Below are 13,149 nucleotides of genomic sequence, written 5' to 3'. Positions count from 1 at the left end.
TCTTTTTTGCTTAATTCTTAATATCCTTAATCACTTTTTTACTTATTTTTTTTTCAGGTGTGTATAAGAGACAGGGATTGGGCCGTGGGGGTGCAGGACAATGGGCTCGCGGGCGCTTGAGGGCTGTTCCAAGGTGTGGGGCCTTGTGATGCGGTCGGATCCAGGGGTAGCCGCGGGTCGGGGCTTCTCAGCAGCTACGGAGTATGTGCTTTGGACGGTTCACGGAAATCTAGGCAGATCCCCGGTAGCGAGAACGATCTGGGGCCTGGGGGGTTGGCGGACGTGCTGGCGGACGTCGCGGCCGAGCGGGAGGCCCAGGATCGGATGTGGGGTGTCCAGGAGTTCCCGGATGGGAGTGGGCCGGAGTTCATCGAAAGCGCGGAGCAGGCCAAACGGGAATGCGCGGCGGCCTGGACGCGCGGAGAACTGACGTGGCGGCACATTCTGACTGAGGAATTCTTCGAGGCGCTTGCCGAATCGGAGCCCCGCGCTCTCCGGACGGAGCTCGTCCAGACGGCGGCGGTCGCGGTGAAGTGGGTCCAGTCGTTGGACCGGCGTCATGGCACGACGGCGCATCGCACCAAGGACGGCGCCGGACACGCCGAGAAGCTGGTCCGGGATCGCATACCCGAGATCATCCAGGAGGACGGGCGGCTGCCGGAGACCCGCGTCGCCGGTCCTGACGAGCATGCGGCTCTGCTGCGCGCGAAGCTCTACGAGGAGGCCGGTGAGTACGTCGCGAGCGGAGACCCCGGCGAGCTCTCCGATCTCCTGGAGGTCGTCCACGCCCTGGCGGCACTTCACGGACTCACTCCGGGCGAGTTGGAGGAACAGCGTTCCGCCAAGGCAGCGATGCGTGGAGGTTTCTCGAAACGCATCGTTCTGCGCATGGAGAGGTGACTCTTGCCCGGGCCTGGCTGGGGTCAGGGCCAGACCTGGCGGAGGGTCCATTGGGTCGTCGTGGTTCGGGGTGCGAGCACTTCGGCGATCGCCAGGCCGTTTGGGGTGGTGATCTGGAGGCGGTAGTACCTTGCTTCTCCGGGTGCCTGCCACTCCTCAAGGACGCGGCGCACCTGGTAGCAGCCGTGCGGGCCGGTGATCTGGGACGGTCGGCCCGTGGGCGTCGTCTCCGCGGAGACAGGTTCGTCGATCAGCACAAGACGCCACCCTAACCCGAACAACTGTTCGAAAAGAAGGCGGCGCGCCGTCAGGAGTTGGGCGACGGACGACGAAAGCAGGCCAGGAAGCGTGTCATGAGGTCGGCGTCGCCCTCGAGGCGGAGTTCACCGGCGCGTACGGCCTCCGCAGGTGGACGTCCGCCGAACGCCAGGCTCCTGAACGTGCCGACATCGGTGGCGAGCGTGGCGTCGGCGTGGAGCGGCGGTTCCGCGCGAGCGACGTGGAGGCGTCCGGATTGGATGTCTGCGGCGAAGAGGTCGTCGTCCAGGTGGAGGACCAGGCGGGCGGTCATGCCCGAGGCGGCGGTCGGGTCGAAGGTTGTCCTGAGCGCGAACATCATCGCCGCCACGCTGAGTTCGGCCGTGGACGACACGTCGAGAGGGGTGCGACTCCCCCATCTCGCCAGGGCGATAAGGACAGGTTCGAGGTCCTGGCCCCGACGGGTCAGCTCGTACACGCGGGCGCTGGTGGGCGGCCCCAGCGTCCGATGCCGGACGATGTCGGCCAGTTCGAGGTCGCGCAACCGCTGCGACAGGACGTTCTGGCTCATCCCGGCCAGCCCTCGATGCAACGCGCCGAATCGCTTCGGTCCGAAGAGCAGTTCGCGGACGACCAGCAGGGCCCACCGCTCTCCCACCACGTCGAGTGCCCGCGCGATACCGCACGGATCGTCGTACGTCCTGCGTCCCGCCATCCTCGAATAATAGGGGAAGCTCCTAGATTAGGAGTAGGTGCTGTGGAATTGTGGGTGGCGATCGGTAGCGTCATCCCATCGAGGACGACCCCACGGGACGGAGACCCATGGCGACCTACACGCTCATCCCCGGTGCGGGCGGGCAGGCGTGGTACTGGCATCGGCTCGTCCCGGAACTGCGGGCGAGGGGCCACGACGTCGTCGCCGTCGATCTTCCGGCCGGTGATGATTCGGCCGGGCTACGCGAGTACACCGACACCGTGGTGGAGGCGATCGGCGGTCGCGCGGACGTGGTCCTGGTGGCGCAGTCCATGGGCGGCCTCACCGCCCCGCTCGTCTGCGAACGCGTTCCGGTGGACTTGCTGGTCATGCTCAACGCCATGGTTCCGTCCCCCGGCGAGACGGGCGGCGCCTGGTGGGACAACACGGGCCAGTCGAAGGCGATGGCCGACTACGCGGCGCGGGAGGGGCGCACCCTGTCCGCGGAGTTCGACGCCAAGGAGATCTTCTTCCACGACGTCCCGCCGGACGTGACGGCGGAGGCGTTCACCCGGGGTGAGCCGGCGCAGTCGGCGACACCGTTCACGGAACCGTGGCCGCTTCACCGATGGCCTAGCACGCCGACCGTGTTCCTGCAGGGACGGGACGACCGGCTGTTCCCGCTCGAATTCCAGCGCCGTGTGGTGAGCGAGCGGCTGGGCATTCCGGTTGACGACATGCCCGGCGGGCACACGGTGGCGCTCAGCAGACCGCGCGAACTCGCCGAACGCCTTGAGGAATACCGCATCCGCTTGTAGGTCAGCTGGGTTTCGCGCGGCGGCGGTGGGCCTTCTGGCGGCAGGACGCGCTGCAGAAGCGGGCGGGACGGCCGGTGGCGGCGGGCGTGAACGAGGTCGCGCAAAGCTCGCAGCTCGTTTCGTTACGGGACGTTGTTTCGTTACGTTTCGTTGCGGGGCGCAGAGCGTCGCAGGCCAGGGACGCCATACGTCCCGGGGGGCCTTCGCGGCGGTGGAGGCGTTCCATCAACATGGCCCCGACCAGGAGAGTCCGGACGTCCCGGACGCTCACGTCTGGGCGCACCGCCCCGGCGGCCTGGGCTCGACGGAGAAGGACGTCCAGAGCTGCGGTGAACTCCGCGTCCTTGCCGGACTCGTCGAACGTGCCCATGTCCATCGCCAGCGCGTCGCAGAGGCCGTGGTTGAACATCGCACGCTCGATGACCCAGATGAGGAAGCCGTAGAAGGCCTCCGCCGGGTCGTCGTCCGCGGCGACGAGGGCGCGGGCCTCGTCGATGATGCGGTCGACCCGGTCGGTGACGACGGCTTTGAAAAGGGCCTCTTTGGTGGCGAAGTTGCGGTAGACCGTCCCGGCGCCGACACCGGCGCGGCGGGCGATCTCGTCCAGCGGGACGAGGCGGCCGTCCGCGGCGAACGCCTCGAACGCCGCCTGGAGGATGCGGTCGCGGTTCCGGCGGGCGTCGGCGCGCTGCGGCTGGCCGTTCACGGCGTTCTCCTCCCAGGTTGACAAGCGGGGCGCCCGTTCCGCTACGGTCGCTGTAAGCGGGTTGGACGTTCCGATTATAGGAGAACCGATGACGGCGATGGACGATGCGAGAAAGCGGCTGGGGCGGATCGGTGTCGGGTTCATGACGCCCATCGCGCCCGCCGAGGAATGGCGGCGCGCGGCGCGGCGGGTCGAGGACGCGGGCTACGGGTCGATCTGGGTGAACGAGAGCATCGGAGGCCGCGAGGTGTTCACGCAACTGAGCGTGATGCTCGCCGCGACCGAGCGGGTGTTGCTGGGGTCGGCGGTCGCGAACCTGTGGGCGCGGCACCCGGCCACCATGCAGGGGGCCGCGTCCGTGCTGGCCGACGCCTATCCGGGGCGCCTCGCGCTCGGGGTCGGCGTCAGCATGGGCGCCCTCGTCGAGCAGAGCGGGCAGACGTGGACGAGCCCGCTGACCCGGATGCGCCAGTACCTGGACGACATGGACGCGGCGGTCGCGGCCGCACCGGTGCCCGAAATGCCGTTCCCCCGGCTGGTGGCGGCGTTGGGCCCGAAGATGCAGGGCCTGGCGCGGGAGAAGGCGGACGGCGCGCTCCCGGCGGCCATGCCCGTCGAGCACACAAGGCTGGCCCGGGAACGGCTCGGCCCGGACAAGCTGCTCATCGTCATGCAGACCGCGATCCGGGAGACGGACCCGGAGAAGGCCCGCGCCATCGCGAGAGGGACGCAGATGCTGGAGCTTCCCGGTTCGCCGTACGTCCGCTCGCTCAAGAGCCTCGGCTACGACGAAGCGGCCCTCGCCGGAGGCGGGTCGGACGAGGTCATCGACGCCTGCTTCCCCTGGGGCGACGAAGACACCATCAGAGAAAGGATCCAGGACCACCTGGACGCGGGCGCCGACCACGTGTGCGTCACCGTGTTCACCCCGGACCTGGCGTCGTCCGCCGACGAGTACGAGCGACTCGCCCCCGCCCTCCTCTAGTCCGCGCTGTCACACAAGGCGGCCGAGAGAAATGTTGGGACTGTGGCATTGCGGGTCAGCGGGGGCGGACCAGGCCGGATTCGTAGGCGGCGATCACCAGTTGGGCGCGGTCGCGGGCCTGGAGCTTGGCCAGGAGGTGCCCGATGTGGGTCTTGACGGTGGCGGGGCTGAGGTGGAGGTGTTCGGCGAGTTCGGTGTTGGACAGGCCGCGGGCGATGAGGGCGAGGACCTCTCGTTCGCGGTCGGTGACGCCGTCCAGGCCGGGCGGCGACGGCTGGACGGGGCCGGGCCGCCGGACGAACTCGGCGATCAGCCGCCGGGTCACCGAGGGGGCGAGCAGCGACTCGCCCGCGGCGACGACGCGGACGGCCGAGAGGAGGTCGGCGGGCGGGGTGTCCTTGAGCAGGAAGCCGCTGGCCCCGGCTCGCAGCGCCGAGTAGACGTAGGAGTCCAGGTCGAAGGTCGTGAGGATCAGGACGCGGACGCCCGGGAGGTCGGCGCAGATCCGCCTGGTCGCCTCGATCCCGTCCATCTCGGGCATCCGGACGTCCATGAGGACGAGGTCCGGGCGCTCCCGTTCGGCCAGTTCGACGGCCTCCGCGCCGGTGCCGGCCTCGCCGACGGTGCGGAGGCCGGGAGCGGTGTCGAGGAGGACGCGGAAGCTGCCCCGCACCAGGGCCTGGTCGTCGGCGACGAGGACGCGCAGTTCCAAGGGGCTCCTAGGGCTCGTACGGGAAGGCGGCGGACACGGCGAAGCCGCCTTCGGGGCGGGGTCCGGCGGTGAAGTGCCCGCCGTACATGGTGACGCGTTCGCGCATGCCGATGAGTCCGTGGCCGTCCCCGCCCGGGAGGACGCGCACGCCGGGGCCGTCGTCGGTGACGTCGATGCGGACGCGGTGCCCGGCGGCCTCGACGCGGACGCGGCAGCGGGCCGGGGCGGCGTGCTTGACCACGTTGGTGACGGCCTCCTGGACGATGCGGTAGGCCGAGAGCGCGACGCCCTCGGGGAGGTCGACGGCGTCCACGTGCAGGTCGACGTGGACGCCGGCCATCGCGGCGCGCTCGGCGAGGCCCGCCAGGTCCGCGAGGCCCGGGGACGGGGCGAGGTCGGGGCCGTCGTCACCGGACGCGGGCTCGCTGCGGAGTACGCCGAGGAGGTGCCGCATCTCGGCGAGGGAGCCGCGGCTGGTGGTCTCGATGACGCGGAGCGCGTCGACGGCCTCCTGCGGCCGGGCGTCGGCGACGTGGACGGCGACGCCCGCCTTGACGGCGATCAGGCTCATGCTGTGCGCGACGACGTCGTGGAGTTCGCGGGCGATGCGGAGCCGTTCGTCCGACACGGCCTGGTCGGCGAGCTGCCGGGCGGAGTGCGCGGCATGCGCGCGGCGTTCGCGGACGCCGCGGCCGAGGGACCAGGACGCGCCGAGGAGAGCGACGCCGAGGAGCCCCTTGCCGATGACCTCGGCCTGCCAGTTCGAGGGCCCGAGCGTCGCGCTGCCGAGGATGAGGAGGGCGCTGACCGTGCCGATCAGCGGCGTCGGGATCCAGCGCCGGCGGCGGCGCGTGAGCGCGACCGGGTAGAGGGCGAACGCGGCGGCGGCGAAGAAGTCCCAGGGCAGGCCGAGCAGCAGCGTCGCGACCGACACGGTCAGGACGGCGGCGAAGACGGGGACGGGCCACAGCCGCCGCGCGGCGAGCGGCAGCCCGGTCGCGGCGGCGAACGGGACCGCGAGGAGCACGGAGACGTCGGTGTCCCCGGCGAGCACCAGCAGCGCGAGGGTGTACACGACACCCGCTGCGGCGTCCAGGCCGATGAGGCCGCGCCTGCCGAGCCGCCGGAGGAAGGGGGCGCGCAGCTCGGATTCGTCCACGTCACGACGGTATCCGGACGGTCGGGGCGGGCGCGTCCTACCGGGGTCTGAGGCGGCGGGACGGTCTCGGAGCACGGTCCGACGCGCGATTCCCGACCGCGTTCCGATGTGCGGCGGGCCGTCGCGTACGACCGTCGACCGCATGATCGAAGTACGCGAGCTGACCAAGCGCTACGGCGCGACGACGGCGGTGGACCGGCTGTCGTTCACGGTCCGGCCGGGCACGGTGACGGGGTTCCTCGGCCCGAACGGCGCGGGCAAGACGACGAGTATGCGGATCCTGCTGGGCCTGGACGCGGCGACGTCCGGTGAGGCGCTGGTGAACGGTGGTGGGTACGCGGCGCTGCGGCGTCCGATGCGGGAGGTGGGCGCGCTGCTGGACGCGGGCGCCGTGCACGGCGGGCGGCGCGCGTTCGACCATCTCGGGTGGCTGGCGCGCAGCAACGGCATCGGGGCCCGGCGGGTGGCGGAGGTCCTGGAGCAGGTGGGCCTGGCGGGGGTGGCGCGGAAGCGGGTCGGCGGGTTCTCGCTCGGCATGCGGCAGCGGCTCGGGATCGCGGCGGCGCTCCTCGGCGATCCGGGGGTGCTGATGTTCGACGAGCCGGTGAACGGCCTGGACCCGGACGGCGTCCGCTGGATCCGGGAGCTGATGCGCTCGCTGGCCGCCGACGGGCGGACCGTGCTGGTCTCCAGCCATCTGATGACCGAGATGGAGCTGACCGCCGACCGGCTGATCATCATCGGGCGGGGACGGCTGATCGCCGACACCTCGGTGCGGGAGCTGGCGGACCGGTTCCGGCGCGGGGTGCTCGTCCGCACGCCCCGTCCGGCGGCCCTGACCGCGGTGCTCGCGGCGGCGGGGGGCTCTGTGGAGTCGATGCCGGGCGGCGCGCTCACGGTCACCGGGATGGACGTCGCCGTGATCGGTGACCGGGCCGCCGCGCGGGGCATCCCGCTGTACGAGGTGACACCGCACAGCGCCTCGCTGGAGGAGGCGTACATGGAACTGACGGCCGGCAGCACCGAGTTCGGGGCGGTGGCGTCGTGATGGACGCGGTGGCGGCGGAGTGGTGGAAGCTGCGGTCCGTCCGCTCGACGTACTGGACGCTGTCGGCCGCGGCCGCGGTCTTCGTGTTCGTCCTGCTGCTGGCCTTCCAGATGGCGCACATATGGGACGGTCTGTCCGTCGAACGCCGCGCCGATTTCACGCTGCGTCCCCTCCAGGAACTCGGCGGCTGGGCGGCGGCGCTCTGCCTGGCCGTGCTCGGCGTGCTGTCCGTCACGTCCGAATACCGGAGCGGCATGATCCGCACGACCCTCACCGTGGTGCCGCGGCGCGGCCGGGTCCTCGCCGCCAAGGCCGCGGTGGTCGGGACCGTCGCCTTGGTCGCGGGCGAGGCCGTGTCGATCGGCTCGTTCCTCGGGACGCGGCTCGTGGTCGGCGACCGGCCGTTCCCCGACCAGGGCGCGTCCATCGCGCACGACCTGCCCGACTTCGCCATCGTGGGGGCGTCCGTGGCGGTGTTCGCGCTGCTCGGGATGTCGCTGGGCGTGCTGCTGCGCTCGACGGCGGGGGCGCTCGTGTCGGTGGTCTTCCTGTGGCACGTCCTGCCGCTGCTCGTCTTCCAGCTGCCGGAACCGTGGAACGAGCGGGTCGGCTCGGTGATGCCCGGTGCGCTGCCCGGCCAGATCGCCGGGCGCAGCGCGGACAGCTCCATCTACGGCGACCTGCTGCCCCCGGGCGCGGCGGCGGCCGTGATGCTGGCCTACGCGCTCGTCCCGCTCATGCTCGCCGGTTTCGCCCTGTCGCGCCGCGACGCCTGAGCCCGGCGACGACCGGCCGCGGCGCAGGTGGACGGCGGCGTCCCCGGGGCGGGGCGCCGCCGTCAGGGGTTCGGGGCGGGCGCGGTCAGCGCGCCCGCAGGGAGGACGCCCGGACCGCCAGGCGTTCGCGGAGCAGGTCGATGGCCTCGACGATGCGCGGCGCGGCGGCCTGGGCGCGGACGCGGCGTCCGTCCAGGTCGACGACCGCCTGGGCCAGCGCCGGGCGCGGCAGCGACGGGTCGGCCACGACACTCAGCGTGACCTGCACGGACGAGACGCCCCGCGCGGAGCCCAGCGCCCGCCAGACGGCCCGTTCCGCGGCCGCGCGCTCATGCGCCGTGACATCGCCCGAGGTCAGGAAGCGGATCTCCGGCTTTTCACGAATAATGTTCATGATTCCCCCAGTCGCGCGGCGACGCCCGCCTCCGCGGTGCGGCGACGCGGTCGGAGCGGCGATGTCGATCGCCACTCTGAATAGTGAACGCCCCGTCCGTCCCAGAACTCACCCGCGCCGGACGAGAGCTTCATCACCCGCCCGCCGCTCAGGTCCCGGCGCGGCCGCCGCGCTGAGATGATCTGCGCGACGGCGGGGTCCCCGAATATTCACCGGAATGCGGAGCGTCCTTCATTCAGCCGTCATACGGAGCGGAAGGCGAAAATGGCCGAATCCCCGGATTGGCCGCCGGCACCGGCGGCGGACACCGGCCAATTCGTGCACCAACGGCGACCCTCCGCCAGGAAATGACCGGCGGCCGCCGAGGCCGCCGGCGTACGCCACGTTCCGCAGCCGACCGGCCACTGACAGCACTGGTCACAGGCCGTGTCCGCCGGTCGGAGCCCTGGACGGCGGGCGGCGGCCTTACGCCTCTGACGCCCTATTCGTACTTCCCAAAAAGGCGGTCCCATCCTCTAACATGGGGCCGGTGCCGTTGAGTGCTCCGAAGTAGACCGTCGACTGGCTGGTGACCCCTTGGCCCAGGATTCAGCTGCCTCCACACCTCCGTCCGAAGGTGACCCGGCCGGACGGCTGCTCGATTATCCCCGCCGCGGCGGGCCGACCGTGCTGCGCATTCTGCTCGGCGCTCAGCTCCGCCGGATGCGCGAGGCGCGCGGAATCTCCACCGAGCAGGCGGGCTATGAGATCCGCGGTTCGCATTCCAAGATCAGCCGGATGGAGCTCGGCCGCGTCGGCTTCAAGGAGCGCGACGTCTCCGATCTGCTCACCCTCTACGGCGTCTCCGACCCCGCCGAGCGCGAGCCGCTGCTGGAGCTGGCGAAGGAGGCCAACACCCCCGGCTGGTGGCACCGGTACGGCGACGTCCTCGCGAGCTGGTTCGAGGTGTACCTCGGCCTGGAGGAGGCGGCCTCCCTGCTGCGCGCCTACGAGCTGCAGTTCGTCCCCGGCCTGCTGCAGACCGAGGACTACGCCCGCGCCGTCGTCCGGCTGGGCTTCTCCGACGCCGCCGACGACGAGGTCGAACGGCGCGTGCAGCTCCGCACGATCCGGCAGGAGCGGTTCACGTCGCCGGGCGCGCCGACGCTGTGGGCCGTCGTGGACGAGGCGGTCGTCCGCCGCCCGCTCGGCGGGCGCGAGGTGATGCGGCAGCAGATCAAGCATCTGATCGAGATGTCGGAACTGCCCAACGTGACGCTGCAGATCGTCCCGTTCGGCGCCGGCGGCCACGCCGCCGCGGGAGGCCCGTTCACGATCCTGCGGTTCGCCGAGCCCGGCCTGTCCGACGTCGTCTACCTGGAGCAGCTCACCAGCGCGCTCTACCTCGACAAGCCGACGGACGTCGACACCTACATGCGGGCCATGAACAACCTCTGCATCACCGCGGCCCGTCCCGACATGACCGCCGACTATCTCGCGAGCATCCTCAACGAATACTGACCCGCTTCACGTCCTGCCTGGCCCCAGGGCTACGTGGCAGGTGGGTCGAGGACGGCTTCGTCGCGGCCGCGGCTTCCGCCGCGGAACTCCGCGACGACCTCGCCGCCGGGAACGCGGCGGACCGTGACATCGTAGATTCCGCTGCGGCCATAGAGGGTGCGTTCTAGCGCGGTCGCCTCCAGGACGTCCCCGGCCCGGGCCGGCGCGACGAACACGACGTCCGCGGACGCCGCGACCGTCACCACGTCATGGCTATTGCAGGCGTAGGCAAAAGCTGAGTCGGCCAGCAGGAAGACGTAGCCGCCGTGGGCGATCCCGTGACCGTTCACCATCGTGTCGCCGACCGTCATACGCAGCCGCGCCCGTCCGGGTGCGATCTCGGTGATCTGCATGGCGAGGTCCTGCGCCACCTTGTCCCGTGCGTACATCGTCTCGGCGCATCGCCGCGCCACCTCAGCCTCGTCCATCAGGAAAGGGTAAGAGAGGCTGGAATCGGAGCGGCGGTCCGGGGAAGGTGATCTAGAGTTCGGCGGTCACGAGGAGGGCCTTGCCACGGCACGACCCGCACCGACCCGCCGAAGCCGACGCTAGGAGAAGCCATGCTGTACGGGAAAGAGCACGTCGCGCGGTACCGGGAGACGGACGGCGAGGAGGGACACGACTGGAACGGCACCGTCACGCTGCTGCTCACCACCACCGGGCGCCGCAGCGGGCAAGAGCGCACGACGCCGCTGATCTACCAGCTCGCCGGGGACGACCACATCGTCGTGGCGTCCAAGGGCGGCGCCGACGACCATCCGCTCTGGTACAAGAACATCCAGTCGAATCCAGAAGTGAAAGTCCAGGTGAAAGGCGACAAGTTCACCGCGCGGGCCAGGACCGCGACACCGGACGAGAAGCCCGCGCTGTGGAAGAAGATGACGGCCGTCTGGCCCGACTACGACGTCTACCAGACAAAGACGAACCGCGACATTCCGGTGGTCGTCCTCGAACGCGTCTGAGCCGGGCGGTTCGCCTTTCGCGGTCCGGGCGGGGCGTGTAGCGTCGTTGTAGAACATTCATTCGACCATCGTCCGTCCGACGCAGTCGAGGTGCCGGGGTGCCGACGTCACAGAGTGCTGACACCGAGCCGCCGCGACGGCTGCTGAAGCGCTGGGAGATCAACGTGCCCGGCGGCGACGCGCACCCGCACGACGGCGGGGGCGCGCACACCGGCACGGGGCCGCTCGACGGCGCGGGGCCGGGCCGCCGGTGCTGGCGGGTCGACACGGCGGACGGGGCGTTCTTCCTCAAGGAGTACACCGAGCCCGACCGCCACCGCCTGAGGTTCCGGCATTCGGTGACCGCCGCGCTGGACGAGGCGGGCCTGCCGGTCCTCGCGCCGGTACCGGCGCGCGGCGGCCGGACGCTGGTCACCGCCGCCGGGCGCGGCTACGTCCTGCATCCATGGGTCGGGGGCCGCGGGCGCGGCGGGCTGGAGCTCACGTTCGGCCAGTGCGAGGCCCTCGGCGAGCTGCTCGGACGGCTGCACACCGCACTCGACCGGCTCACGCCGCCCGTGCAGCAGAGCCTGCTGATCCCGACGCCGCGCGCCGCCGACGCGGCCGCCGCCGTCGAGGAGATGCTGCGGGACGTCCCCGGCGACGGCGACGGCACCGACTTCGACGCGCTGACCGGGCGCCGCCTGCGGGAGCGCCGCGGCCTGCTCGCCGCGTTCGCCGACCATCAGCCGCCGGAGATCGAGGTCACCACGGTCGGCCACCTGCACGGGTCGTTCCACGCCGGGCATCTGCGGTACGGCGGGTCGGGCAACGTCACGGCGGTCCTCGGGTGGGGCTCGCTGACGACCGGTCCCGTCGCCGGAGAGGTCGTGCGGGCGGCGGCGCGGCTGTTCGCGTGCGACGACGAGCGCGGGCTCGACCTCGACCGTGTCCAGGCGTTCGTGCGCGGCCACCGCTCGGCGTTCCCGCTGGACGCCGGGCAGATCCAGTCGGCGGTGCACCGGGAGTGGTGGGAGCGGCTCTGCGACGTGGCGCCGCTGCGGCACCGGTACCTGGGCGAGGACGGCGCGGCCGGGCGCGGTTCCGCCGCCCTCGTGTCCTGGTGGTCGGCGCAGCTCGACCGGACGCTGGACGCGTTCGCCGCCCCGTACACCGCCGCATACACGGACGCGCCCGGCGACAGCCCCGCGTTCGGCTAGCCGTCGCGCCGCCGCCTCCCTGGGCAGGGACGCGGCGTAGGGTAGAGATTCTAGATCGAACAGTCTAAAAGGAGTGGACGATGACGGCAGTGGCGATGCTCGGTACCGGGATCATGGGCGCGGCGATGGCCCGGAACCTGCTCAAGGGCGGCCACCGGGTCGCGGCGTGGAACCGCACCCGGTCGCGCGCCGAACCCCTCGCCGCCGACGGCGCGACCGTGGCCGGCTCCCCCGCCGAGGCCGTCTCCGGAGCCGACGTCATCATCACGATGCTGAACGACGGTGAGACGGCCCTGTCGGTGATGGAGCAGGCGTCGCCGGAGCTCCGGGCCGGGCAGGTCTGGGCGCAGATGGGCACGGTCGGCGTCGCGGACGTGCCGCGGCTCGCCGGGTTCGCCGCCGAGCACGGGCTCACGTTCGCCGACGCGCCCGTCCAGGGGACGAAGCAGCCCGCCGAACAGGGAAAGCTCGTCGTCCTCGCGGCCGGGCCCGAGGGCGCGCGGACCGTCCTCGACCCGCTGTTCGGCGCGATCGGGTCCAAGACGCACTGGCTGGACGAGGACGGCGCGAGCGGCGCGGGCACCCGGCTCAAGCTCGCCGCCGTGAGCTACGCGATCTCGCTGACGTCCGTGATCGCCGAGTCGGTCGCGCTGACGAAGGCCCTCGGGCTCGACCCGTCCCTGCTCGGCGACGTCCTCACCGGCGGCCCGCTCGACAGCGTCTACCTGCAGGTGAAGATGAAGGCGATGCTCGCGGACGATTTCGACCCGAGCTTCGCCGTCCGCAACGCGGAGAAGAACACCCGGCTGATCCACGAGGCCGCCGAGTCCGCGGGCATCCGGGTCGACGTCAACGACGCGTCCGGGGCGCGGTTCCGCCGTGTCATCGAGCAGGGGCACGGCGACGAGGACATGGCCGCCACGTACCGGGCGAGCTTCCCGGGCTGATCCGTCCGCCACGGGACGGGAAGGCGGCGGAGGGGCGTGGCGGTGCGGGGAG

The 13,149-nt window shown here is 71.5% G+C and carries 16 protein-coding genes; 9 read left to right on the top strand and 7 right to left on the bottom strand.

Annotated elements, in window-relative coordinates; translation table 11 throughout:
- The first annotated feature begins 282 nt into the window (after positions 1-282).
- A complete protein-coding gene (locus ETD83_RS45010; protein WP_230421335.1) occupies positions 283-900 on the top strand; it encodes a nucleoside triphosphate pyrophosphohydrolase in 618 nt (205 codons plus the stop codon).
- 23 nt (positions 901-923) lie between these two features.
- On the opposite strand, the gene ETD83_RS32385 is transcribed toward ETD83_RS45010, so the two are convergent.
- Both ETD83_RS32385 and ETD83_RS32380 read right to left on the bottom strand, forming a co-directional pair.
- Positions 924-1,157 carry a hypothetical protein gene (locus ETD83_RS32385; RefSeq protein ID WP_138649010.1) on the bottom strand — a complete coding sequence of 78 codons (234 nt, stop codon included), beginning with the start codon at positions 1,155-1,157 and terminating at the stop codon, positions 924-926.
- 50 nt (positions 1,158-1,207) lie between these two features.
- Complete coding sequence (locus tag ETD83_RS32380; protein WP_138649009.1) at positions 1,208-1,873, bottom strand: winged helix-turn-helix transcriptional regulator; 666 nt, start codon at positions 1,871-1,873, stop codon at positions 1,208-1,210.
- Positions 1,874-1,980: 107 nt separating this feature from the next.
- Here ETD83_RS32380 and ETD83_RS32375 point away from each other — a divergent pair, with 107 nt between their 5' ends.
- Positions 1,981-2,670, top strand: coding sequence for an alpha/beta fold hydrolase (locus ETD83_RS32375; protein ID WP_138649008.1), 690 nt, complete (start codon positions 1,981-1,983; stop codon positions 2,668-2,670).
- A 1-nt stretch (position 2,671) separates the two neighbouring features.
- Here ETD83_RS32375 and ETD83_RS32370 read toward each other — a convergent pair whose 3' ends face one another.
- A complete protein-coding gene (locus tag ETD83_RS32370) occupies positions 2,672-3,376 on the bottom strand; it encodes a TetR/AcrR family transcriptional regulator (RefSeq protein WP_230421334.1) in 705 nt (234 codons plus the stop codon).
- A gap of 97 nt (positions 3,377-3,473) precedes the next feature.
- Here ETD83_RS32370 and ETD83_RS32365 point away from each other — a divergent pair, with 97 nt between their 5' ends.
- Entirely contained in the window at positions 3,474-4,361 is an 888-nt protein-coding gene (locus tag ETD83_RS32365) for a TIGR03620 family F420-dependent LLM class oxidoreductase (protein WP_230421333.1), read from the top strand.
- A gap of 55 nt (positions 4,362-4,416) precedes the next feature.
- Here the strand turns inward: ETD83_RS32365 and ETD83_RS32360 are convergent, their stop codons facing one another.
- Both ETD83_RS32360 and ETD83_RS32355 read right to left on the bottom strand, forming a co-directional pair.
- Complete coding sequence (locus tag ETD83_RS32360; protein WP_171064562.1) at positions 4,417-5,073, bottom strand: response regulator; 657 nt, start codon at positions 5,071-5,073, stop codon at positions 4,417-4,419.
- A gap of 7 nt (positions 5,074-5,080) precedes the next feature.
- Positions 5,081-6,232, bottom strand: coding sequence for a sensor histidine kinase (locus ETD83_RS32355; RefSeq protein ID WP_205718006.1), 1,152 nt, complete (start codon positions 6,230-6,232; stop codon positions 5,081-5,083).
- A 142-nt stretch (positions 6,233-6,374) separates the two neighbouring features.
- On the opposite strand from ETD83_RS32355, the gene ETD83_RS32350 reads away from it, so the two are divergent.
- Both ETD83_RS32350 and ETD83_RS32345 read left to right on the top strand, forming a co-directional pair.
- Positions 6,375-7,280: an ABC transporter ATP-binding protein gene (locus ETD83_RS32350; RefSeq protein ID WP_138649004.1), complete on the top strand. Its 906-nt coding sequence runs from the start codon at positions 6,375-6,377 to the stop codon at positions 7,278-7,280.
- Positions 7,280-8,056 (top strand): ABC transporter permease, encoded by a 777-nt coding sequence (locus ETD83_RS32345; protein WP_138649003.1) that lies wholly within the window; start codon positions 7,280-7,282, stop codon positions 8,054-8,056. The genes ETD83_RS32350 and ETD83_RS32345 overlap by 1 nt, the downstream gene beginning before the upstream one ends.
- A gap of 85 nt (positions 8,057-8,141) precedes the next feature.
- Here ETD83_RS32345 and ETD83_RS32340 read toward each other — a convergent pair whose 3' ends face one another.
- Positions 8,142-8,450, bottom strand: coding sequence for a hypothetical protein (locus tag ETD83_RS32340; RefSeq protein ID WP_230421332.1), 309 nt, complete (start codon positions 8,448-8,450; stop codon positions 8,142-8,144).
- A 633-nt stretch (positions 8,451-9,083) separates the two neighbouring features.
- On the opposite strand from ETD83_RS32340, the gene ETD83_RS32335 reads away from it, so the two are divergent.
- Positions 9,084-9,950: a helix-turn-helix domain-containing protein gene (locus tag ETD83_RS32335; protein WP_138649011.1), complete on the top strand. Its 867-nt coding sequence runs from the start codon at positions 9,084-9,086 to the stop codon at positions 9,948-9,950.
- Positions 9,951-9,979: 29 nt separating this feature from the next.
- On the opposite strand, the gene paaI is transcribed toward ETD83_RS32335, so the two are convergent.
- On the bottom strand, positions 9,980-10,417 hold the full coding sequence (paaI, locus tag ETD83_RS32330) for a hydroxyphenylacetyl-CoA thioesterase PaaI (protein ID WP_138649002.1): 438 nt from the start codon (positions 10,415-10,417) through the stop codon (positions 9,980-9,982).
- A gap of 132 nt (positions 10,418-10,549) precedes the next feature.
- Between paaI and ETD83_RS32325 the strand changes: the two genes are divergently transcribed.
- The 3 genes from ETD83_RS32325 (at position 10,550) to ETD83_RS32315 (ending at position 13,097) form a co-directional block, all read left to right on the top strand.
- Entirely contained in the window at positions 10,550-10,951 is a 402-nt protein-coding gene (locus tag ETD83_RS32325) for a nitroreductase family deazaflavin-dependent oxidoreductase (RefSeq protein ID WP_138649001.1), read from the top strand.
- A 98-nt stretch (positions 10,952-11,049) separates the two neighbouring features.
- Positions 11,050-12,150 (top strand): phosphotransferase enzyme family protein, encoded by a 1,101-nt coding sequence (locus ETD83_RS32320; protein ID WP_138649000.1) that lies wholly within the window; start codon positions 11,050-11,052, stop codon positions 12,148-12,150.
- Positions 12,151-12,230: 80 nt separating this feature from the next.
- A complete protein-coding gene (locus tag ETD83_RS32315) occupies positions 12,231-13,097 on the top strand; it encodes an NAD(P)-dependent oxidoreductase (RefSeq protein ID WP_138648999.1) in 867 nt (288 codons plus the stop codon).
- Positions 13,098-13,149 lie beyond the last annotated feature (52 nt).

It is taken from the genome of Actinomadura soli (genome assembly GCF_005889715.1).
Lineage (GTDB): Bacteria > Actinomycetota > Actinomycetes > Streptosporangiales > Streptosporangiaceae > Spirillospora > Spirillospora soli.
Note: the sequence above shows the minus strand (reverse complement) of the source record. Positions and strands in the feature narration are given on the sequence as shown.

Excerpts from the sequence above, each read along its gene's own strand:
- ETD83_RS32380 (WP_138649009.1), bottom strand. The coding sequence starts at position 1,873 with ATGGCGGGACGCAGGACGTACGACGATCCGTGCGGTATCGCGCGGGCA.
- ETD83_RS32375 (WP_138649008.1), top strand. The coding sequence starts at position 1,981 with ATGGCGACCTACACGCTCATCCCCGGTGCGGGCGGGCAGGCGTGGTAC.
- ETD83_RS32365 (WP_230421333.1), top strand. The coding sequence starts at position 3,474 with ATGGACGATGCGAGAAAGCGGCTGGGGCGGATCGGTGTCGGGTTCATG.
- ETD83_RS32350 (WP_138649004.1), top strand. The coding sequence starts at position 6,375 with ATGATCGAAGTACGCGAGCTGACCAAGCGCTACGGCGCGACGACGGCG.
- ETD83_RS32345 (WP_138649003.1), top strand. The coding sequence starts at position 7,280 with ATGGACGCGGTGGCGGCGGAGTGGTGGAAGCTGCGGTCCGTCCGCTCG.
- ETD83_RS32340 (WP_230421332.1), bottom strand. The coding sequence starts at position 8,450 with ATGAACATTATTCGTGAAAAGCCGGAGATCCGCTTCCTGACCTCGGGC.
- paaI (WP_138649002.1), bottom strand. The coding sequence starts at position 10,417 with ATGGACGAGGCTGAGGTGGCGCGGCGATGCGCCGAGACGATGTACGCA.
- ETD83_RS32325 (WP_138649001.1), top strand. The coding sequence starts at position 10,550 with ATGCTGTACGGGAAAGAGCACGTCGCGCGGTACCGGGAGACGGACGGC.
- ETD83_RS32315 (WP_138648999.1), top strand. The coding sequence starts at position 12,231 with ATGACGGCAGTGGCGATGCTCGGTACCGGGATCATGGGCGCGGCGATG.